We start from the raw sequence: 23129 nt of genomic DNA on the forward strand, positions 1-23129 counted from the left end.
ATCCCGTTTTTACAAGCTAACCTTAAGTAAAGGGAATAATATCGTCAGTGTTAAAAGTGAATTGGAACATATCACGCTGTATGTTCAGCTCCAAAACATGCGATTTGATGATAAAATCCATTTTTTTATAGATGTGCCCGATGAAATGTTGGATTATGAAATACCGAAACTAATTTTTCAACCGATAGTGGAAAACTCCATTCTCCATGGAATATTGGAGAAGAATACCAAGGAAGGGAATATCGTGATTATGGGCTGGATGGATGACGCTGACCTTGTTTTTGTTATATCCGATAACGGTGTCGGTATTCCTTCTGATATTCTGTCTGGGATTCTGATGGGTATAATGAATACTGACAAAGGAAGCAATATAGCCATCATGAATACTCATACTCGCCTCCAGGTCTACTTCGGTAATGAGTACGGGCTCACCTTTCGAAGCACTGAGGGCGTTGAGACCGAGGTTGAAATCAGGATTCCTGCGAGACGTTACAGGAAAATGTAACGTTGACAATCAAAAAAAATTATGTGATTTATTTACAATCAAAAGAGGGATCATTTATTTCCGTCTTTCATAGTATCGTATATCTTCCTGGTATTAGGTTTGGTATTTATTATATGGGGAATATGCGATAAAAAAAGTTAATGTTACACTAAAAAAAGCTTTTCTAGTAAAGATTTCTCATTACTAGAAAAGCTTTTTTACCTAATCCATTTCATAACGCATTTTTACTACAATTTAATCGCGATAGCCATTAGGATAGTTGCACTGCCAGCGATATGCATCTTCGCACATCTTAGGAAGTTCTCTGACTGCTGTAAATCCTAGTTCCTCTTTTGCTAGTTTAGGATCAGCATAACAAGTTGCAATATCTCCTGGTCTTCTATCTTTCACAACATAAGGGATTGGTTTTTTACAAACTTCTGAAAAAGCAGCTACCATCTCTAATACGCTGTAGCCCTTCCCAGTCCCTAAGTTATAGGTCTTTACACCTTCGATTTGATCAAGTTTCTCAATTGACTTCACATGGCCAATCGCAAGGTCTGTAACATGGATGTAGTCTCTAACACCGCTTCCATCTGGCGTATCATAATCATCACCAAATACTTGAAGCTCTTTTAGTTTTCCAACTGCTACCTGAGTAATGTATGGTACTAAATTATTTGGTATACCAAGTGGGTCCTCTCCAATCATACCACTCTCATCTGCACCAATTGGATTAAAGTAACGTAATAAGATAATCTTCCATTCACTGTCAGCAACTGTCAAATCTCTTAGCATCTCTTCCTGCATTAATTTCGTTCTGCCATATGGATTGGTAACAGAAAGAGGGAAATCCTCTTTAATTGGCACGGTATGCGGATTACCATATACCGTTGCAGAAGAACTGAATACTAATTTCTTTACATGAAACTTCGACATAACTTCGCAAAGTACTAAGGTAGAAACTAAGTTGTTATAGTAATATGCAAGTGGTTTTTGTACTGACTCTCCGACTGCTTTTAAACCAGCAAAATGGATTACTGATTCAATATTCTCTTTTTCAAATACTTTGGTTAACTTTTCTTTATCTTCTACATTAATTTCATAGAAAGTTATATCCTTATTCGCTAGTTTTTTTACTCTCTCTAAAGATTCTTTCGATGAATTGCTTAAATTGTCGACAACAACAACATCATATCCTTTTCTTAGTAATTCAAGGCATGTGTGGCTTCCTATATATCCTGCACCACCAGTAACTAAAATTGACATCTCTTATCCTCCTTAATGTTACTTAGATACTATATCATTCATTTCCTTCCATTTACGTTCCATATCTTGAACAAGTGCCATTTGTGTATGACAACGATCAAGATTATGTTCCTCACGATGAATTCTAAAGTAAACGTCTCCTTCTAAATAATCCATTAGAAAACGCATTCCACACTCTAAAGTCATCGTTTTTGCTCCATGAGGCAGCATAGAGATTTCAGTGTCTGTCAGACTGCCTTCACAACCCGTTAAATACCCTTTGACATATAGTTCAAATAAATCTAAATCTAAGCTCACTTTCGATAAATCCTTTTCGTCCTCCGTTGCCGTGTTTGCACCAAAACGGATAGAATCACCAAAATCAAAGATAGATAATCCAGGCATTACAGTGTCTAAGTCAATAACACATAAGCCATTACCTGTCTTATTATCTATCATTACATTATTAAGTTTTGTATCATTATGTGTAACACGAAGTGGAAGCTTCCCTTCGTCTAAGCACTTTTTACAGTACTCCATATCCTCTTTTCTTTTGATAAAAAACTCGATTTCTTCCTTTACATCTTTGGCGCGATTACATTTATCCTCTTTTACAGCCTTTAAGAATGCTTCATAACGTAATGGTGTATTATGAAAGTTTGGTATTACCTCATATAAGCTAGATGCATCAAATGCGGATAATAGTTTCTGAAATCTTCCGAATGCAACAGCACTTTGATAAAAATCTTCTGGTTTGCTAACTTGTTCAAAGGAGGTGGCATCCTCTATAAAGATATACATTCTCCAGTAAGAACCCTCATCATCTAAATAGAAGTAGTTTCCATTCTTCGTATTGATTATCGTCAATACTTCACGTAATTCATCCCCACCAAGTCTTCTTACCTCATCTTTTAAAAATGAAGTAACTTTAGCAATATTAAACATTAATTTCTCAGGTTCTTTAAAGATACTATGATTGATACGCTGTAATATGAATCTTTTTTTCTTCTCATCCTCTTTATAAACTACATCAAATGTATCGTTAATATGGCCATTTCCGTATCTTTCATAACTCTCAACTGTTCCTTCTACTTGAAACTGCGCAATAGCATTTTCTATTAACTCATTTTTTATTTCTCTTGCCATAATAGCACCTCCACTATGATTTTACAATCCTCACCAAAGATTTGTTGGGTAAACCCCTTGTTCTTTTAACTTCGCTATCTCGTTTAGCACGGCTTCTTTATCTTCTTTATATGTAACACCAAACCATTGATCCTTAGAATGTAATACCTCTACCTGCACCTTTTGATTTTCAATCATATGCTGTACAACGGTTGGTAAGAAAAACTCACTTTTCTCTGGATTATTGGCAACTTCTGTTGTTAAAAAAGTTTCAAACTCAGCCTTTAGTTCTGCCATAATATTTGCTTGAAATCCCCACAGATTCATAGAGACTGTACTGTCAAATGAGATTTCTTCCCAGGTATCTGCTTCACTATCATAATACTTAGCACCTTCAGGGAATTTTTCAATCTTTGTTCTCTCCGTTATCTTAGTTAAGAAACCTTTCTCATTCACATTACATACCCCTCTTGCAACAGAGCCATGTTCTGTCAATGTATTTTTTAACTGATATCCCACCATAGAATAAAGATTATTCTGTTCTACAGAACTTAGGAAATCATAGATTTTTATAAAGGCCTCACTACCATAGAAATCATCCGCGTTAATTACTGCAAATGGTCCTTGAATCTTATCCCTGCAACATAAAATCGCATGACCAGTTCCCCATGGTTTTACCCTACCTTCTGGGATAGTAAAATTCTCTGGTACTCTGCTAATTTCTTGGTAAACGTACTCAACATCAACAATCTTTTCAATACGATTACCAATCACTTCTTTAAAGTCTTCTTCTATTTCTTTCTTAATAATAAAGATTACTTTCTTAAAACCTGCTTTGATTGCATCAAAAATTGAAAAATCGATGATAATATGTCCCTGCTCATCCACTGAGTCAATTTGCTTTAATCCACCATATCTGCTTCCCATTCCAGCAGCCATAATTACTAATACTGGCTTTTCCATGATAATACTTCCCTTCTTAAACTTATTTTAAAGTTTTTAACAAATTTTTTTGTTTATTTCACGTAACACCGCGTAACATATTCAAGGTACAGCGCTTTGTTACGTTTATATTATCACGTGTCACACCATTTGTAAACAGTAGATAATTATTTTTTTTGCTTTATTTCTTACTTTATTTTTTATTTTGTCTTTCTCTTAATAATGCTGCAAAATTTATCATTGAATGATCTATTTCTATATAATAAAATCTTATTTTTTCCACTGAATAATTTACTACTACATTATAAAACCTTGTTTTTTCCATTGAATACTTTATTACTACATTATATTGTTTTTTTCTATTAATGATTTACTACTACATTATAAAATCTTGTTTTTTCTATTGAATGATTTACTACTACATCATAAAATCTTGTTTTTTTCTATTGAATGATTTACTACTATAAAATCTTGTATTTTCCATTGAAACATTGACAACTAAACAAAAATGAGTTAATGTAAATATGTAACGTAACAAATGACTAAACAAACAGTTGCTATTTTATCATTACTATAAACAGAAAGGGGATTCTACCAATGAGTACCATACGAGAAGTTGCAAAATTAGCGAATGTCTCCATCGCTACAGTCTCTCGCGTTTTAAATAATGATACAAAATATAAGATGACCGAAGAAACCAAGAATCGTGTGCTTGATGCAGTAACTCAATTAAATTATATACCTACTACGACCCAGCGAAAAAAGGTAATAGTTGCGAATTCAATCATTTGTAAAGACGCAAAGATAGGTTGTATTTTAAGAGTAACAAAAAAGGGCTATAACGATCCTTACTATATGTCAATCCTTTCCGGGGTAGAAACACAATTAAGAGAAGTTGGAATCGATCTAACCTTTATCAAATCAGCACCAATTCTTCAGGACAAAATTTCTCTAGCTTCAACCTTTATCGATTCTTTGGACGGGTTAATTTTGATGGAGCCTTTAAACGAGGAAATCTATCGCTACATTAAAAAACGCGTTCCTCATATCGTTGGTATTGATACTTTACGTGATGATATTGATGATGTTGGGTATGATCACTTACAAAATGGTATCCTTGCCACAAAACATCTCATTGAGAAAGGGCATAAAGAAATTGGATTTATCGGCGGAAGCGGAGAATCCCAAGATATCAAAGATAGTAAGCGTTATCAAGGGTATCTCATTGCAATGCATAAAGCAGGTTTACCGATTCAGAAAGAATGGATCATAGATTGTGGCTGGAACGAAGATGAATGTGTAGCAAAAGTAGATGACTTGTGTAAGAGCACTCACTTTCCTACTGCTTTTTTTGCAGCCAGTGATTTAATGGCTATGGCTGCAATGAAGAGTTTTTATATAAATGGAATCTCCGTACCTAAGAGAGTAGCGGTCATTGGAATGTCAGATATTGAAATGTCTCAGTATTCAAATCCTCCACTTACCACCTACCATGTTCCAAAAGAAGAAATTGGAAAGATCGCAGTCAATCTGTTGCTTGCAAGAATTCAAGGTTATGCAACTCTACCACAGAAAATCATCCTACCAACTACTTTCGTTGAGAGAAGTTCAACCTGATATAACCTATAATTTTAAAAGCTAAAATAAAAAAAGGTATCCAACATTAGATAATTTTATTGTTAGACACCTTTTTATTGTATGAATTGAAAGACGATATACAATATCTATGTGTTATATACCTTTAAGACAATGAAAAAGATTCTTATCATTTATATATAATTGTGCTATACTCTTCATAAATGCAAGAAAGGAGGGTACTTATGGGTAGCTACACAAATTCAATAAAACAAAAAAAGGATAAAGTAAAAGCTACAAAAGTTAAAACAAATCAGAATGAGAACGACTCAAAAGATAATTCAAGTCAAAATAAGAACGACTCGAAAGATAATCCAATACGTAACAATAAAAAATTACAGCTTAATAAAGCCATCCATATACTCTCTATTATTATAATAATGATAGGAACTTATCTATTGATTGATATCCTATGGATTAGTCCTACGAAATCAAACAAAGAAATGAAAGAAATTCAAGAGATTTATGGCAATAATAATTCAATTCCTGAGGATATAAAAACTCCTTCAATTCCGAAGGAAACAGATGATCAATTAACAACAGCAGAAACATCAGAAATAATTCCTTTAGAAAAATTCAATCACCTATTAGAACTTAATCCCGACGTAAAAGGCTGGATTCAAATAGAAGGCACCAATATCAACTATCCGGTACTGCAATCTAGTAAGGACGAGCCCGAATATTACTTGACCAGGAATATGAAAAAGGAAGATGACCGATTTGGAAGTATTTTTTTAGATACGAATACTGATATCGAGACACCAACACAATGTTTTTTAATCCATGGTCATAATATGACAAGTACCGGTAATATGTTTCATGAATTAATGAATTATAACGATTTAGACTTTTTGATTAACTCTCCAATCATTCAATTCGATACACTGTATGAAGAAAGCTTATGGAAAATCTTCGCAGTCTTTAAAACTAACGGTTCCTCAGCAAAGGAAGAACTCTTTGATTATCAACGCGGAAGCTTTCAAGATTCCTCAGACTTCTTAAATTTTATTTACCAGATAAAAGTTCGTTCCATTTATAATATCCCTTTGGAAATTTCCGAAGAGGATCAACTACTATTATTATCAACCTGTTCTTATGAACTACCTAATTATCGAACTGTTATTGTAGCTAGAAAATTAAGACCAGGAGAATCCAAAGAACTATCGAGGGAATCCGTCACAAAAAATAAGAATCCAATTTATCCAGATAGTTGGTATCATCAATACGGTGGAACACCTCCAGCTATTACTACCTTCGAAGAAGCACAGAAGAATCATGAAATTAATTGGTATCAAGACTTTACGAGAGATACAGATATCAAAAAAGCAGAATAAGAGTTTTATGAGAAATGAGTTATAGAACTGAGTTATATCTTATAAGAACTAAGTTATATTTTTTAAGAAAAGAGTTATATTTTATAAGAACTGAGTTATATTTTATAAAAAGTACGCTTCGCGAACTTTTCCTTATTATGAAACATATCGATAAAATTAGAGGATATCTTAGAAAGATACCCTCTTTTTCTTTAACACGATCCCTTTTCTTTAAAATTACTTTTATACTTCAACAAACCGATTTGCTTCTTCATTTAAGCTCACTGAAATCATTTCATTATTCTTAACTTCCTTACTAATCTTAGCCATCTCTTCCACAAGACTCGATGCATTATTTGCAGCATTAGAAACTCCAATTGCACTTTCATCCACAGCAGAAGCAATTCCATGAAAGTTTTCACTCATACTTACTATCATATGGTTCATCTCTTTTATGTGCTCCATGAATTGAGAGATATTGCTATGTAAAAAAGAAGCATCCAAATCATATTGTATTCCACTGCCTACATTTTTTTCATAGTCACTTAATACCGTAGTTTGAATATAATCTAATACTTGTTTTGAACTTTCTGATAGATTTAATACAGCATCACGTACCAACCCACTGATTTCTTGAATATTTGTAGCTGTATTTCGGCTATTATCTGCTAATTGACGAATCTCATCCGCAACAACGGCAAAACCTTTTCCCGCCTCTCCAGCACGAGCTGCTTCTATCGATGCATTTAATGCTAATAGATTTGTTTGATTTGAGATAACTAAAATATCATTGGTTAATTCATCAATACGTTCCACCTTCTTACTATTTTCGATAGCTTCACGTAAGGTATCACCTATATTATTAAGCATCTCACTGGTCGTACCTTTCTTATCAGTTGCTTCTTCTTTCATCGCATTCGCTCTTATCTTCATCTCATTTATATATTCCATAGTGCCCACACTTTTATCTATCATGGTGGTGGCATTCGTATTAAGAATACCGATACTATCTAACATAGAAGATATTGTTGCTGTAACTTCCTCCATACTGGCGGCTAATTGCTGCATGGTAGACGAAATATCGCAAGAATTATCATTCACTTGACTGATACTGTTTGAAACTAAAGATATGCTCAAGTTTAATTGCTTAGAATCAGAAATCATATGTCCCATAATTCGCTGTAATGTTTCTAGGAAGGTATTAATACCTGAAACTAATTGTCCAATTTCATCCTTCGTATAGACTGTTACTCTTTTTGTTAAGTCTCCTTGCCCAGAATTAAAATCATTTAATATATCATCTAGCTGCTTTGTGGATCTTTTGGTTGGTCCAATGATTGACTTTCTTGTAATTGCAATAACCACAATAGTCAGTAATATCATAACCCCAATACCGATATAATTGGATTGAATACTACTCTCATAGATTCCTGTAAGTTCTAGCCTAGCAGTTTCAATAACCTCTGGATCACTGCTATCTACAGTATCTGCAGCTTCATAAATCTGTTTAAGTGAATTTAAGTTTGTAATATTGGCTAATATACTGAATAAAGACAACACCAATACAACCGTTACTAGTTTTGTTCGAATACTTTTACGCATAATCACCCTCCTGTGTATCTAAATTTATTTCGTCCTTCCATAATATCTAATTGAGCTCGAGTAAAATCTCTTTTGTTCGGTTCATTATACGTTCCATTTTATCCTTTGCTAAGAAATTTACTTTATGTGAGATACATATCGCTAATTCATCCTGATAAGTAATTACACCAATCGTTTTGTCATAAACAGAAGCTGCAGGTGGTAGATAAGCCATATCTTTTATCTGGTACTTTTCAGTATTTAAACTAACATCAAAAACTCCAAGATTTGAAATATCTATCCCCTCTTCATAGTCTTTAAAGTTAAGTAGCTTTGACACCTTATTAAGCCAATCGTTCTTGTAATCACTATGTTTTGAATAAAACAAACCGTCGAAAATACTGCTATCCAATAAGCAAAACAAATGAACCAATTGAAACGCTTTTTTAGGATTTTGAATCTCTTTTTTAATTATTGAACCTAGAGAATTCGCATTTTTCCAGAAATCTTTCTCCATATCATAACTTAGTACCTTTGTTATAGCTGCAGCATAGTTTCCGACACACCTACCTGGATGAAACAATAGCCTATTTCTTAGATTTATTGCAACTGTTACTTTTTCCTCTGAAAACTCTGTCAACTCTCTTAACGCTTTCATAAATGCAACTAAGATAACCGTATTCATTGTAATCTGATGATCTTTTGCGGATTGTCTAAGCTTGTGATATTCATCACCCTTAAGATAAAAAAGAGCAACATCTATGTTTTGCTTCTTTTGATAGTTCTGATGTGCTGCTTGAAATTCACTTTGAGTTAAAATTTTCCGATTCTTAGCCCATCTGCGATTCAATCGCTTTATAACATATCGAATTAGAAAAGATGGTTGACTTCCCTTTGGCAAATCCATTATGGATTGAATCGGTTTCGGTTCTTTTAACTCCATATTTTTTTTACCATTGCAATAAAACTCGATAAAATCATGGTATAAATATAAATGCGATAGGCCATCTCCTAACATATGGTGACCAATCATGATGAAATCAAATTCCTTTTCTTGAGAAAGAATAAAAAAATGAATCGTTGGTTCCTTTTCAAATTCAAAAATTACATGCTCTTGCTGCTTCGCTAATTCAATCCATTGGCTTTCATTTTCTTTTTCTAGGTATGTAACTTGGGGGTTAACCCCTTCTTGATAAACATAACTAACTTTTCCATCCTTGCTTTGCTCCACAACACAATGCAAAATTGGGTGGACCTTTCCTAGTTCTAAAACTGCCTGCTCAAATCTCGTTTTGTCAAAATCGCCTACAATAGTTCCCTTGAGAACAAGATTCTGTGTTGGATTTCGAAAAAACCCTCGCTCAAATACTAAGTCATACCTTAACCCCATTACTACCTCCCCTTAAATAACTCTTAAGTATTTCATATAAGCTCCCATCTGCGAGCATTATCACGCATGGAAATTGTTCGTTGAAAAAAGATTCTGTTTCAACCTACATCTAGTCCATAACTTCTCTGTTACTGCAAATCGCATTCTATAATTTCTAGCTTAAAGAAATTTCATCTATTTTCACACCAATAGAACCATAATGAAAGGCTTACAGCTCTTATTTCTATAGGTTCCCTTATTTCAAGTGGACACCTTCTTACTATTGGACACCTTCTTTCTGTAATATTTGTAAATAACATAGAAAATTATACCAATTTAAAAGTAAATATTCAATAGGAAACAATTATTATAAGACAGCTTTCTATACTTCACGTTTTTTACATATATTTCCGAAATTATATTAAAAATAGGCTGTAACACTTTAGATATTCAAATACCCAAAGTATTACAGCCATTCCTATTAGCCATTCGCTATATTTCTCATTACTTTTATTGCTTTTTTATCGATAAGACATGATGCATGTTCCTTAAGGTATGCTACTCTAGCTTGGTTCTCCGAATGAAATTTTCCATATTCATTAGCCCTGTCACAGACAAATTGGAAATTTACTTTGGACAGTCTACCCTTTTCTAATGCCATATAGAATAGCTGTTCCTTCTCATCCTTAAAAAGAGTACTTCGGATTGCCCAAGACTCAGGTAAAATTACACAAAACCTTTCCACATCGGTAAGTGTCGCAAATGTATACAACTGTAAGGTTGAATCCACTGTTTGCTTATGTTTACCTTTTTTATCCTCTTTGTTTTTGTTCTCATCCTTTTTCTTTTTATATTGTTGCTCCTCGTACTCATCAGTTACATCCTGAATCAGATTTCTTATAAACTTATCAAAGGCTTCAACTTTTTCTATGCTGGATAAATCCTCATACCGACTCATCATGCTTTCTGGAGTAAATTCTCCATTGCCACCCAATGCATCGTTAATCTGATGTAAGATATCTTCCATTCCCTCAGCACCCTTTTCAGAAAAAGTAATTGCCAGACGATTCCTTGGTAATGGCATAACCTGCATCGCTAATAATCCATTCTTAGGATTGTATCCGACCTCATCCACTGCCATTTCTACGATTTTATGTAGAAATTCCTGAATCTTACCTTTATTCTTAAGGAAATCGTCGATTTCTATATTGTATTCCTTCATATCGTCTTCGTTTATAATACAGCGAACCGTTTCATCATCTATTCTCTTGAATTCCATATATTCTCGCTTTCATTCCATATGTGTGTGTTGGTTTTAAACTTTTCTTTATTATACGTCAAGTCTTAGTAGTTATGCAAGTATCTATTCATCGTTCTATATTCATTCAAAAGGGGAGTGTCTTCTGACACTCCCCTTCCTACGTTCTATTTTCTCTTTAATTCTACTGTAGAATCTTCAAGTCCTAATTTTAAAGTATCTCCTTTTACACTATATGTGCAATCTTGAGTTTCTTCCATACCTAATAAGCTTACGGTTAGCGCTAACTTTTCGCCTTCTGTCTTATAAGTTGTATCAATACTCATCCCCATTACTTTCATAGCACCTGTACCATCATCGTTAAATGTAAATTCTACACTCTCTCCTTCTTCCTCACCAATCCAAGTACCTACAATACTATTATTCCCCTTACTACATCCAATGAGTGAAAGCGCAAGCACTAAGGTTAATAGTACAAGTAGTGCATTTTTTCTAAGTTTCATCTTTAGTCCTCCCAGACCTATTATTCTTTCTGCTTTTGCACAAAGTACTTATATACTATCCAAATATAGTTATATTGTCAAGATTTTACCAATATTTTGACAAATTTCTTATTTTTTCTTACCTTGAACTGCTGTTTAATACTTTAATCAGGATGTCTGCAGCCTCACCTCTTGTTATTTTAGCTGTAGGTTGGAACGCCTTTTCTTGACCATTTCCAAATAACTTAAGTGCTTTGGCTATTGCTACATAATTATAATAATCTTTTCCTATCTTTGCATCATCGGTATAACCACAACGGAAGATATCACCCATCGTCGCAAATTTCTCATATCCTAGTATTTGCACACTATATTTTGCCAACTGTTGTTTGGTTATTCCACTACTACTCTTTAATTTTATATCATCTCTAGTAGCTTCATAGAATAGCTTTTCAGCAAGACTCTGTAGCTCTTTCCCTGTAATCACGTCATTTGGTCGGAATTTTAATTCTCCGGTACCTGCTCCTAAATCGCGTAATAATAAGATACTTCTCTCATACTTATGACCTTTGATATCCGTATAGTCAACGGACTTCTTTAATTCTGGAGCATAAACTTTACCAGACCAATCTAATTGTTTACCGGTAAATGGTGATATTGTGTTTGGATTGATATTGGTACGATATACTAATCTAGGTTGATAATCCATGGAATATGAATTCTCTATATAACCATTGATATCTCCACCCTTTACTAATTTATGAACTGTATTAATTTCATATACAAGCTCATAGCCTTCCAATTTAATATACGCATTGAATGCCTGTTCTGGAGTCATTGCATTCTTTGGTGACTCGAATTTTATTGCAGTATCCCAGTTCTTACGATAATCGAATACTTTACCACTAATAGAATCCACACTACCAGAGAAATAATTATCTGCATAAGGAATTCCTTCATTTACTCTTTGATATCCAAACGTATATCCCCCATATACAGGGATTTCTTTTATATAATCATAGATATAATCTGGAGTTACAGAGGACTGCTTCGTATTTGAAAATTGCTTTTCATTCTGAGATTTCGCAAATGCTTCATAGATTTTTGCACATTCTTCTTTGGAAAGTTTCGTTTTCGCTTTCTCTAACTCTTCCGGAGTCATCTGATCAGCATTTTTTACACTTGAACGGTAGGACAAAATCTCACCAGTTTTTGCATCAACAGTTGCATGCGCACTTGCTCTATAATAATCATTTTTACTATCATCTGGAACTCTAGGATCTGTTAATGAAATACTCCATACATATTGCTTTTCGTTTTCATTACCATACAAACGATATCCGGAAAGGGAAGCTGTTATCGCCTTTATATTAGCATCCATCAGTAAATATTTATTCTTCACTACCTTCTCGATCGCTTGCTCCTTCGTAATTAAACTTTTTAATTCCTTAATTTGTGCTAACTCTTCTTTGGTTAAAGAAGGTGCACCTGTATTACTTTCATTAGCAGTATCTTGCACTGCACTATCATTTTTGGAAGTTTCTATCCATTGCTCTCTCGATGTGTAAACTTCCCCGGTTTTTGCATCTACCGCGAAATAATTATTACTAGGCGCATATACAAGGTAAGCACTTCTGGTCTTACCATCTTCGCTCCACTTTGTTAGATACTTAAGTTCCATAGTAACTTGTTTCTTTATCTTTTCTGTGGCTTGCTCTTTCGATATCTTTACATCTTTAGATGGAATGGATAACCCAAATAGCCAGTTTGCATTATACTGCTTAACTTTCTTATCTGCTGTACTAATTTGAATTGTAATCGTATTATCAGGCATCACAATACCATTCTCGGTACGTACATACTCAAACTGATAACAATTGTTATAATAACCTACATAAGTTGCGTTTTGAAATGTAACATGCCCCCATACATCAGGCGCAACCTTTTTAATAAAGGCATCTGCAACAGGGCGAAGTTCTTTGATAAGATAGTTGATCGGCTCTTGCTTATCATTCTTATCATAGTCCCTATCATTAATATAAGTTATATTAGCATTATCATCACAAACCACATTAAAATAATGAGAACCTTTCTCTCTATACCAATTTAAGTTCCACTGTGTTCCTTTTCCATATTCAGCACCGTAATAATTTGATTCAAATTTTGTACAGTCCGTTGGAATAGTAACCTTTTTCTTTATTTCTGTTATAATCTTCGTAAGATTCTCTTGAAGCTTCGTATCTTCCGTAGAATTATTCTGTACACTTTCTTTGGTAACCGCCTCCGCTACTACAGTAGACATTGCATTGGCATGGACTGGAATACTGGTAATAATAATACCACCTACTAACATTAGTGCTATAAAACTCTTTCTTTTCATAATAAATACCATTCCTTTCCACATCCTGCAGACTTTACGCTACAGGCACTTTACTTCCGATTACGTTATTTAATCATCGGTTCTAAGCATTAGACGATGCAAATTTCCATATGTTCCATGATATGTAAATATTTTTAACTTTATTTTTATTTCCTTAATTGCCAAAGTAAATTCCAATTTTCCCAGTACCAAACCAGAAGTTAATTTGGCAAACTTTTTTATGGAATTATTTTTATTTATCTAAAAAGAACACTGCTACCTAACTATTTCAATGTTTAGGTAGCAGCGTCTTGGATTTGGATCTGTTAATTTCATAAAAGCAGGAGCAGTTGAAGTGCACTTCAATTACTCCTGCTTTTATTGTATTTAAATTATAATTATAATTTTCTAAGATGAAGTTGGAATGAAATAAGTACCACCTAAGGTCTCGTTCTCTAATGCAATGAAAGGAATTTCAAACACAAGATTTAGATTATCAATCGTTAATACTTGTTTTGTCTCTCCTGCAGCAATAATTCTTCCATCCTTCATTAAAACAATCTGTTTACAATATCTTGCAGCTAAATTGATATCATGAAGTACTGTTATAATCGATGTATTCTTCGTATCATTTAACTTCTTTAAATATTTCATCAATTCCATCTGATACCGAACATCCAGATGAGCCACTGGTTCGTCTAAAAACAACCAAGGTGTCTGTTGAGCAATTGCCCTTGCTGTAATAACCCTCTGTTTTTCTCCACCACTTAACCTAGAAAATATCGCTTCACGTAAGTGATAGCAATTCGTCATCTTCATCGCTTCGTTCACAATCTCTCGATCCTTATCTCTTACTGCCTGAAACCGTTTTTGATAAGGGGCGCGCCCCATCATTACAATCTCATAAGCTGTGAATCTTGTTTCGATGTTGGTATTTTGTGGGACTAGGGACATTTTTTTAGCTATATCATTACGTTTATAGCTTGTAATTTCTTTATTTTCAAGGAATACTCTTCCTGGCTCAATTGGTAGTAATCTTAGGATATGACGAATAAATGAGGTTTTTCCGGATCCGTTTGGCCCCAAAATACCGTAAAACCCTCCCTGTAAAAAAGTCGTACCTATCTCTTTTAAAATTGCATCCTCTTCTTTTTGCGGCTGCCAAGTCAGTTCGTTTATTTGTATTGTCTGTAATTTATCCATCTTACACCCCATTTCTGCGCGCGTTTTTTGCGCATCCAAAATTTGTGCCAGGGATTACGCAGCCACAAATTTCAGGGTTGAAAAATTTTATTTTTTTCAACTTACACCATCCTTTTCTTGTCACGATATAGTAACAGTAAAAAATATGGTGCTCCAAATAAAGCAGTAATGACTCCGACCGGGAATTCTCCAGGTGCTCTTAAGGTTCTTGCTAAGGTATCACAAACGATTAAGAAAAAGGCACCGAAGATACAACTAAAAGGTAGCAATCTTTCATGTCTTGGTCCAAGTAACAATCGTATTACATGAGGTATAATTAATCCAACAAACCCTATAATACCACACACCGAGACGCAAGCTGCTACCAAAAGCGAACCAACTATGATAAGTGTTCTCTTCACTTTCAAAGTATCAATACCAAGACTTTCTGCTGTTTCCTCACCTGCCGCTATAATGTTTAATTCTCTCGCATGTACAATAATTATCGTAGCACAGACAATAAAAAACAGGAGAAGAAATCCGACTTTCTTCATGCTAGCTGCAGAAAAGCTTCCAAGAGTCCACATGTAAACCTTTTCTATCTGCTCTCTTCTAATACTCATTAACAAGGAAATCATAGCAGACAGCATAGAACTAATCGCTGTACCAGTAAGCACGATATGAGTAACTGAACCAGTACTTCCAGTAAACGCAATTTGATATACTAAGAGAACGGTAAGCAAAGCTCCAATAAAGGCAAATGCTCCTATTACTCCCAGGCCAAAAAATGATATTGTCACACCACTTAGTGTAGCTATCGTAGCTCCAAGAGCTGCACCAGAGGAGATACCTAATATCTGCGGGTCTGCAAGTGGATTACGAAACAATCCTTGAAAACAGGCACCCACTAACGCAAGTGAAGCTCCGCTTAAGCCAGAGAGTAAAATCCTAGGTATTCGGATATTCCAAATTATCGTAACATAATTTTTAGGAATATCTGAAGTATCCATTAGATTTCTAATAAGCGGCATTTTACTTAGAAGGACCTTTAAACTATCATATATTGTTATATTGGCTGAACCGACTGATGCTGTGATAACAATCGTAATAAGCAATAGCAAGGTAAACACTAGATAATAAAATGAAGTCTTTCTTTTGTTCATATTAATAATCATGCCTTTCCCATTTGTATACCACATCTACTTGTGGATGCGATACTGCCATATTGAAAAGTAAAAGTTGCTTTTTCATTTTCAACTACCTCCAGTATTTATTGAAATGCTTCTGGATGTAGTATTTTTGCTACCTCTAATATTCCCTCAGCAGCACGATAACTTTGGCGTTCCAGTAAATTATTATCAATACTATACACTTGATTATTCTTCACAGCACTTAAATTTTTATAATTATCTGTGGAGATAAAGCTATCCTTCATACTTGAATCTAATATAATCACTTCTGGGTCTGCATCAATTAAACTTTCTAATGTATATGACCATCCACTAACATTTTTTGCAATATTATCTCCGCCTGCTAGTGTTAATAAATTTCCGATAAAGGTATCGCCTCCGGCTGTATAATCTCCATATTCTCCAAATCCAACTACATAATATACAGTCTTCTTAGGAAGTGAGGCAACCTTCGTTGTTACATCTTCTATTTGAGCTTTCATTGTTTCAATAAGTTTTGCTGAATTATCCTGGCAATTAAATATCTGTCCGATTAAATTAATCATATCATAGATACCAGCAACCTCTTTATCTTCATTTAGTACAACGACTGTAATACCAACCTCTTTAAATTTTTGAATAACATCCTCCGTCCATAGGGAAGAGGCTATAACAACATCCGGAGCTAGACTTACAACTTTTTCAACATCAGGATTATAAAAATCTCCGATAGACTCTTTCGTCATTGCTTCCGCTGGATAATCACAATAATCCGTACGACCAATCAACTTATCCGATAACGAAAGTGCATATAATATCTCTGTGATACTAGGAGAAAACGATATCATTGTTTGAGGTTCGTTTTCAAACGTAATGGTAGTTCCTAAAGAATCGGTAACAGTAAGTGGATACTTAGTTACATTATTTTTTGTAGTGTCCTCTGGCAAGCCAGTCGGAGATATTGGTTCTTCACCTGGTGATGGCGAAACAGTAATTTGTGCTTCCGAAGTTGGTGCAGGCGTAATTTCATTCTTCTCATTGCCTGCTTTTGTTCCACAACCTGTCATGACAATGGTTAGAATCAATCCAAGTGTCAATAGTTTTTTAAATATTTTCATATAAGCCTCCATGCTGCGTCTATCTTTTAGGAGCAGCTAATGGCTCAAGTTTGGCGCAGCACAAACTTGTCTGTGTGAAGTTTTTAGAATCTCTTAGGCGGCGTCTTTTGGCGTCTTAGATATTTTCTTCACACTTACTCCTTTTGATCCGCAACTCCCTCCGAGTGCAGATGATTCATTCTCATATGGCAGGTTTCCTGGCTAATGGTCATTTTACTCATCGCTGTCTTCTCATATCATTCTTTACTTTTTAAGGTTAGGAGCCGTATCCTTAATGCCAAAGAAGATACAATGACACTTTTGCAACTTTCATTCCAATAACAGTAACGGGGGCTGCTGCGGATTTTCACCACATTCCCTTTTAACTTCAATTATAAAGCACCACATGGACGCAATTATTATACCCGTAACTTAAGTACATTACAAGTAAATTTTAACAACAAGAATTCTCATAGATTATAATTGCTCGTCAAAAAAAGACTGTCATAAAAAAATTAATGACAGTCCTTCTCTATTTCCGTTTCATTTTGTAACATTATTAGAAAAGCCAACCTATTTATTCTATGAAATACTATCATCCTGATTATACATTTAATATATATTAAATATACATTAGCGAACGTATCTACATCATAAGTTACGCCTTTTCACATGGCCCAAAATAATCTTTTCTAAGACAGACTTATATACTAGAACGATCTGAGCATCAATAAAGCAATATTTATTGACGACAAATTCATATGTCTTTATTAGAAACAGAACACTCATTGTACCAAGAGCAGTAATCGCTATAAATGGTACTAAACCTTTCAATAGAATAAATGTAGAGGCAGCAATATAGAATACCACGGCAAACATATAATTTTTACTGATTCGAAAAGCAAGTAACATAGCATCATTTAATCTATCATGCATATGTGCAATCGCTTCAATATCTTTATCCTTAAGCCTAGTGTAGATATCCTCAAAGACCTCTTTACTCTCTAGTGATTTGTTCTTGAGATTTTTTTGAATGTATGTGAAATACTTATTGTAGTTGACTTCTCCTAATTCCTTGCGTATTAATTTCTTGAATACACTCATCATATCCCCATTTCCTTTCGGTGGAATTGAACCTGTCTTTAGTATTTGCGAAGTCCTCTAATAAAGTCTTGTAATTTCTGGTTAGTTTGTAAAATTTGAAAATAAGATGACAAAAATGGTTATGTCGTGAACAATAAATTATATATTCACAAAATGTTCATAACTTAGCCATACTATCATCACATTCATATCTTATAATACAAATATAACATAAATTTGTTTACAAGATAATTTTTTTCATAAAACAAAGCCCGGCAGTTACCCTCCCCCTCTACCGGGCTTCTCCTCTGCCCATTTATCGAAATTACTTCGACTTTTTATCTCTATTCTTTCAAATCTTAATTTCATCATATTCAATTTCATCAAATTTAAATGATCAAATTTTAATTTGATTCACATACATTGCAGTGTTTTCATAATCAAATTCTTCCGCCGCTTCCATCGCTTGATAAATCTTATTTTGATCCTCTTTAGATACCATCGTTAACAGTAGTCTTAATCCATTTATTATCTCAAAATACTCATAATGACTAATATGATATAATATTTTTTCCTGCTGCTTTGCGATTACTTCTTTAGAACAGGTCGAAATCCCCATAGTTTCATTCTTAGGATATCTTCTATTATTATATGCGATTAACGCTTGTTCGAGTTCACTACAAAATAAGTTAATACGCATGAGAAATCTCTTCAACTGTTCCATCTGACATTCATTGATAGAATTATTATTCTCTAACAGATCCACTCCCATTCTTTTCATTTCAAGGGCAGTTGCATTTTCCGCTAATTCTCTTGATCCCAAATGATACAATATACTTTTTAAAGAATGGCATTCTGCTTCTACAATACGACGTTCTTCCACTCCCGTAATTCGTTCCAGCTTACTTTTTGATTGATTTAACTGTTTCATCGATGCTTCCACTATGCGGATATAATTATCCACCTGATTTAGAGCATAATGCAAGCCTAAGCTACAATCCAGAGTAGTGACCTGTTGAAAAATTTCCATAAATTCTGTTACTTCATCCGTTCCCTCCCCAATGTCATGAAAGGCATCTATCAAATTCTCACATAATTTTTCTTTTGGTAACCATCTTTTTAAACATTGACTTAGTTTATCTGCCTCAATTGGCTTTTCTAATACATCACAAAATTCATTTGTTGCTGCAATTCTTTCATTTTCACCGATAAGAGCACCTGAAATCGCAATTATCACCTGACCTGACTTTCCCTCTAAGTTATGTATTCGTTGCGCAGTTTCAACTCCATCAATTTCTGGCATCATGAGGTCCATAAAAATTAAGTCATAATCTTTTTCAACTACTTTTTCTAATGCATCCCTTCCTCCTCCAGCAGTTTCCACGGAAAGGCCATAAGTCTTTAACATCATTCCTCCTGCTATCAGATTAACCGGATTATCATCTACGATTAAAGCTGTGGCTCCTATTTTGTCCCCCCTATGAAAGAGTGTATTAATCACACAACATCCCCCCTTAACTTTTATTATCTAACACATCACAATGTTACAGTTTTTCCATTCATTCACTTTGTCTCCCATATCCTAACAAATTTCAAGCCTAAAATCAAGATTTTCCATTTTTTTCTTTAAAACTTTTCTTTATTTTACTATCACTTTTTGTTATAATAGTCGGTAAGAAAAAATTCGAAGTAGGGACGCACGCAATAGCGGGCGTTCTAGCCATGAATACATTTCTGTGAACTCCCACATATTATGGATTAGTACACAGAAAATTTTGCAACAAAAGTTTAAGTGCATGAAAAATGCATAAATATCTGGAGGTATCATTATGTCAAATGTTTGCATTATGGATCATCCTCTAATCCAACATAAGATTGGTATTATGAGAATGAAATCCACATCTACTAAAGAATTTCGTGATTTAGTATCCGAAGTAGCTATGCTTATCTATTACGAGGCAAGCCGCAACCTTCCACTAACTGATAAAGAAGTGGAAACTCCACTTACTAAGACAATTGTAAAAGAAATCGAAGGTAAGAAATTATGTGTCGTTCCAATTCTACGTGCCGGAATGCATATGGCAGACGGCGTTCTTGGTCTAACACCGAATGCAAAAGTAGGTCACATAGGATTATATCGTAACGAAGAAACTCTTGAACCTGTAGAGTACTTCTGTAAATTACCATCTGACGCTATTGAACGTGAAATTTTTGTTGTGGATCCAATGCTTGCTACTGGTGGTTCTGCTGCTGCTGCAATTACATTATTAAAAAGACGTGGAATTGATAAAATTCGTTTTCTGTGCCTAATTGCAGCTCCAGAAGGTCTTAAAAGATTACAAGAAGCTCATCCAGACGTTGATATTTATATTGGTGCACTTGATGAACGTCTAAATGAACAGGGTTATATTTTACCTGGCTTAGGTGATGCAGGTGATCGTATCTACGGTACTAAATAATATTTCTTTGCATTTTTTGTACTGTCAATCTAAATCTCAGATAGTTTTTTTGTTCCGAGATTAATGTCAAAGCGGATGCTCGGAATCCGCTTTGACTTCCTCGTAACCTTACAGCAGCTCCGCTGCTATGTTTTAGTATTATAAAAGAGAATGGGCTGTTGCAATTGTAAACACTCCCTGTCTTAGAGACAATGAGCAGTTTACAACGCAACAGCTCCATTTTATTTTTTCACTGAGAATTTATAGATTGTAACACTTTCAAATGGTTCCCCTGCTTTCTTAAGACAGGATGGAAAATTACTAATATTACAGGAATTTGGATAATATTGTGTTTCAAAACAAACTCCATCACGTTTCTGATAGCAATATCCCTCTTTACCATTTTCATTTCCAAGAATAAAATTACCGGTGTAGAGTTGAAGACCTTTCGCGTCTGTAAATACCTCCATGAGACGTCCACTCTTTTCCTCCCAAAGTTCTGCAACTTTAACTGCTTCTTCTTCTGAGGTTTTTATAACATAATTATGATCATAACCGCCAGCAACACGAAGAGGTTGGTAATCAGCTTCAATATCTTTTCCTATTTTCTTCATTTTACGAAAATCCATCGGTGTTCCTTCCACCTTTGCAAATTCGCCTGTAGGAATTAGCGCTTCATCTGTTAATGTAAACTCATCCGAATCAATCATTACCTGATGACCCTCAATGCTACCGCTATTATGACCAGCCAAATTAAAATAAGAATGATTGGTAAAGTTGATTATGGTTTCCTTATCCGATACGCCATAATATTCAATCACTAATTCATTATCATTGGTTAATGTATAGGAAACCACAAGATCAAGATTACCTGGTAATCCCTGTTCCATATCAGGACTTAATCTGGAAAACTCTACTGTAGTCTCATCCTTGTCTTTAAAAACTTCAGCTTCATATAGGTATTTATTATAGCCCGTACTACCGCTATGTAAATTGTTATTGCCATCATTCTTTTCTAACTTATATTCTTTGCCATTTATTACGACTAAAGCTTCTGCGATACGATTCGCATGACGGCCGATAAAAGAACCGTATCCTGGTCCGTTCACTTCATATTGCTTTACATTATCATACCCTAAAGCTACATCTGCAAATGTTCCATTCTTATCCGGTACCATAATGCTGATAATATTAGCACCAAAATCACTGACGGATACTACCATACCATGATCATTTGTTATCGTGTATAATGTTACTTTTTCTCCCTGCTTGGTCTTACCAAACGGTCTTTGAGATATTTTCATAAGAACCTCCATTCACTCGCTCACTGCTATTTCTTCAACTAGAAAATATTATATCATTTATTGCATATTCTGTGAAGTAAAATAAGATACAAGGTGTAGTAATTGAAAATGCTCACATCCTATGACTTTTAATTCAGGACAAGGAAAATTATGTTCAACGAACTTTCCTAGTTTTGCAAACTAAAAAAAGAAAGAAAACAAAAGTTGTTACAAACAACTTCTATTTTCTTTCTTTAGATTCGTTACAAAATTGTCTTACAATATAGCTATTTCCGTATAAAATATTACATTTATATTATAGAAAAAGGTACACTGAAAGTAATTCCACGATCATGGAATCGTCTGATATCAAACGTTTCTATGTCTAGAACAAGACGAATCAGTTATCTGCTACTTACAAGAATTATAATCTTGTTACGTTAGTAGCCTGAGGTCCTTTAGCACCCTGAACCACTTCAAAAGCAACTTCCTGTCCTTCTTCTAAAGACTTGAAGCCGTCCATGTTAAGTCCTGAGTAATGTACGAATACATCGTTACCCTGCTCATCAGAGATAAAACCAAAACCTTTTTGATTGTTAAACCACTTTACAGTACCTTTGTTCATGAGATAATCCTCCAAAAAAAAATATAATATTGCTACAATCAATCTGCCTATTGGCTAGATGCAACATCATTATAATACCATTGATTTCTAATATTGTCAAACAAAAATTTGTTAACTGCTAAATTATGACACATTTCTACACATTTTATCTAGTAACTTTTACATTTTCACAATGAAAAATATTCCAAGTATAATTTGCAATATTAAGAAAGTAGGAATCAATATCTGAAAACTTCTATGCTTCGTTTTGTGGCGAAATACCTTCATGCCAAGAAGGGAGCCTAAGCTCCCCCCAATGAATGCAATGAAGAACAGCGTTCTTTCTTTAATTCTCCACTCTCTAGCTTTGGCTCTCTTTTTATCAATTCCCATACTGCTAAATCCTAACAGATTAACAATCAAAAGATAGCATAACAATATATACAATATTTTAGCGTCAGAATGCGACATGCTAAA

General features: G+C 34.3%; 20 protein-coding genes and 1 riboswitch. Of the genes, 4 read left to right on the forward strand and 16 right to left on the reverse strand.

Annotated elements, in window-relative coordinates; genetic code table 11:
- Positions 1 to 505 (forward strand): sensor histidine kinase (locus RTP52_RS09810; protein WP_331661292.1); only part of this gene is annotated, 505 nt, incomplete at its 5' end.
- 234 nt (positions 506 to 739) lie between these two features.
- Here RTP52_RS09810 and galE read toward each other — a convergent pair.
- Genes galE through RTP52_RS09825 form a run of 3 tightly spaced genes read right to left on the reverse strand, consistent with a single transcriptional unit; the run spans position 740 to position 3820 of the window.
- Complete coding sequence (galE, locus tag RTP52_RS09815; RefSeq protein ID WP_312370915.1) at positions 740 to 1753, reverse strand: UDP-glucose 4-epimerase GalE; 1014 nt, start codon at positions 1751 to 1753, stop codon at positions 740 to 742.
- Positions 1754 to 1771: 18 nt separating this feature from the next.
- Positions 1772 to 2878 carry a phosphotransferase enzyme family protein gene (locus RTP52_RS09820; protein ID WP_312370917.1) on the reverse strand — a complete coding sequence of 369 codons (1107 nt, stop codon included), beginning with the start codon at positions 2876 to 2878 and terminating at the stop codon, positions 1772 to 1774.
- 30 nt (positions 2879 to 2908) lie between these two features.
- Complete coding sequence (locus RTP52_RS09825) at positions 2909 to 3820, reverse strand: nucleotidyltransferase family protein (protein ID WP_312106285.1); 912 nt, start codon at positions 3818 to 3820, stop codon at positions 2909 to 2911.
- 576 nt (positions 3821 to 4396) lie between these two features.
- Between RTP52_RS09825 and RTP52_RS09830 the strand changes: the two genes are divergently transcribed.
- Together RTP52_RS09830 and srtB are read left to right on the forward strand one after the other, a co-directional pair.
- On the forward strand, positions 4397 to 5416 hold the full coding sequence (locus RTP52_RS09830; protein ID WP_312370919.1) for a LacI family DNA-binding transcriptional regulator: 1020 nt from the start codon (positions 4397 to 4399) through the stop codon (positions 5414 to 5416).
- 203 nt (positions 5417 to 5619) lie between these two features.
- Positions 5620 to 6768, forward strand: a complete 1149-nt coding sequence (srtB, locus tag RTP52_RS09835) for a class B sortase (RefSeq protein WP_312370921.1) — start codon at positions 5620 to 5622, stop codon at positions 6766 to 6768.
- A gap of 222 nt (positions 6769 to 6990) precedes the next feature.
- Here srtB and RTP52_RS09840 read toward each other — a convergent pair whose 3' ends face one another.
- From RTP52_RS09840 to RTP52_RS09885, 10 genes are all read right to left on the reverse strand, one after another.
- Positions 6991 to 8349: a methyl-accepting chemotaxis protein gene (locus RTP52_RS09840; RefSeq protein ID WP_312106279.1), complete on the reverse strand. Its 1359-nt coding sequence runs from the start codon at positions 8347 to 8349 to the stop codon at positions 6991 to 6993.
- Between the two features lie 46 nt (positions 8350 to 8395).
- Positions 8396 to 9718: a condensation domain-containing protein gene (locus tag RTP52_RS09845; protein WP_312370923.1), complete on the reverse strand. Its 1323-nt coding sequence runs from the start codon at positions 9716 to 9718 to the stop codon at positions 8396 to 8398.
- Positions 9719 to 10178: 460 nt separating this feature from the next.
- On the reverse strand, positions 10179 to 10976 hold the full coding sequence (locus RTP52_RS09850; RefSeq protein WP_312370925.1) for an adaptor protein MecA: 798 nt from the start codon (positions 10974 to 10976) through the stop codon (positions 10179 to 10181).
- Between the two features lie 146 nt (positions 10977 to 11122).
- Entirely contained in the window at positions 11123 to 11458 is a 336-nt protein-coding gene (locus RTP52_RS09855) for a DUF5640 domain-containing protein (RefSeq protein ID WP_312370927.1), read from the reverse strand.
- A gap of 118 nt (positions 11459 to 11576) precedes the next feature.
- Entirely contained in the window at positions 11577 to 13829 is a 2253-nt protein-coding gene (locus RTP52_RS09860) for an S-layer homology domain-containing protein (RefSeq protein ID WP_312370929.1), read from the reverse strand.
- A gap of 375 nt (positions 13830 to 14204) precedes the next feature.
- On the reverse strand, positions 14205 to 14999 hold the full coding sequence (locus RTP52_RS09865) for an ABC transporter ATP-binding protein (RefSeq protein ID WP_312106640.1): 795 nt from the start codon (positions 14997 to 14999) through the stop codon (positions 14205 to 14207).
- A gap of 101 nt (positions 15000 to 15100) precedes the next feature.
- Complete coding sequence (locus tag RTP52_RS09870) at positions 15101 to 16153, reverse strand: FecCD family ABC transporter permease (RefSeq protein ID WP_312370932.1); 1053 nt, start codon at positions 16151 to 16153, stop codon at positions 15101 to 15103.
- A 95-nt stretch (positions 16154 to 16248) separates the two neighbouring features.
- A complete protein-coding gene (locus RTP52_RS09875) occupies positions 16249 to 17265 on the reverse strand; it encodes an ABC transporter substrate-binding protein (RefSeq protein ID WP_312370933.1) in 1017 nt (338 codons plus the stop codon).
- A 170-nt stretch (positions 17266 to 17435) separates the two neighbouring features.
- Positions 17436 to 17666, reverse strand: a riboswitch (cobalamin riboswitch).
- Positions 17667 to 17895: 229 nt separating this feature from the next.
- Positions 17896 to 18348, reverse strand: a complete 453-nt coding sequence (locus RTP52_RS09880; protein ID WP_312106646.1) for a hypothetical protein — start codon at positions 18346 to 18348, stop codon at positions 17896 to 17898.
- 376 nt (positions 18349 to 18724) lie between these two features.
- Positions 18725 to 19828: a response regulator gene (locus tag RTP52_RS09885; protein ID WP_312370936.1), complete on the reverse strand. Its 1104-nt coding sequence runs from the start codon at positions 19826 to 19828 to the stop codon at positions 18725 to 18727.
- 328 nt (positions 19829 to 20156) lie between these two features.
- On the opposite strand from RTP52_RS09885, the gene upp reads away from it, so the two are divergent.
- Complete coding sequence (gene upp / locus RTP52_RS09890) at positions 20157 to 20786, forward strand: uracil phosphoribosyltransferase (RefSeq protein WP_312106232.1); 630 nt, start codon at positions 20157 to 20159, stop codon at positions 20784 to 20786.
- A 221-nt stretch (positions 20787 to 21007) separates the two neighbouring features.
- Here the strand turns inward: upp and RTP52_RS09895 are convergent, their stop codons facing one another.
- From RTP52_RS09895 to RTP52_RS09905, 3 genes are all read right to left on the reverse strand, one after another.
- Positions 21008 to 22069 carry an aldose epimerase family protein gene (locus tag RTP52_RS09895; protein WP_312370939.1) on the reverse strand — a complete coding sequence of 354 codons (1062 nt, stop codon included), beginning with the start codon at positions 22067 to 22069 and terminating at the stop codon, positions 21008 to 21010.
- A gap of 403 nt (positions 22070 to 22472) precedes the next feature.
- On the reverse strand, positions 22473 to 22673 hold the full coding sequence (locus RTP52_RS09900; RefSeq protein ID WP_029502005.1) for a cold-shock protein: 201 nt from the start codon (positions 22671 to 22673) through the stop codon (positions 22473 to 22475).
- Between the two features lie 159 nt (positions 22674 to 22832).
- On the reverse strand, positions 22833 to 23129 hold a 297-nt coding region (locus RTP52_RS09905), incomplete at its 5' end, for a DUF1294 domain-containing protein (protein ID WP_331661297.1).

It is taken from the genome of Lachnoclostridium sp., assembly GCF_031997925.1.
Taxonomy (GTDB): domain Bacteria; phylum Bacillota; class Clostridia; order Lachnospirales; family Lachnospiraceae; genus Lachnoclostridium.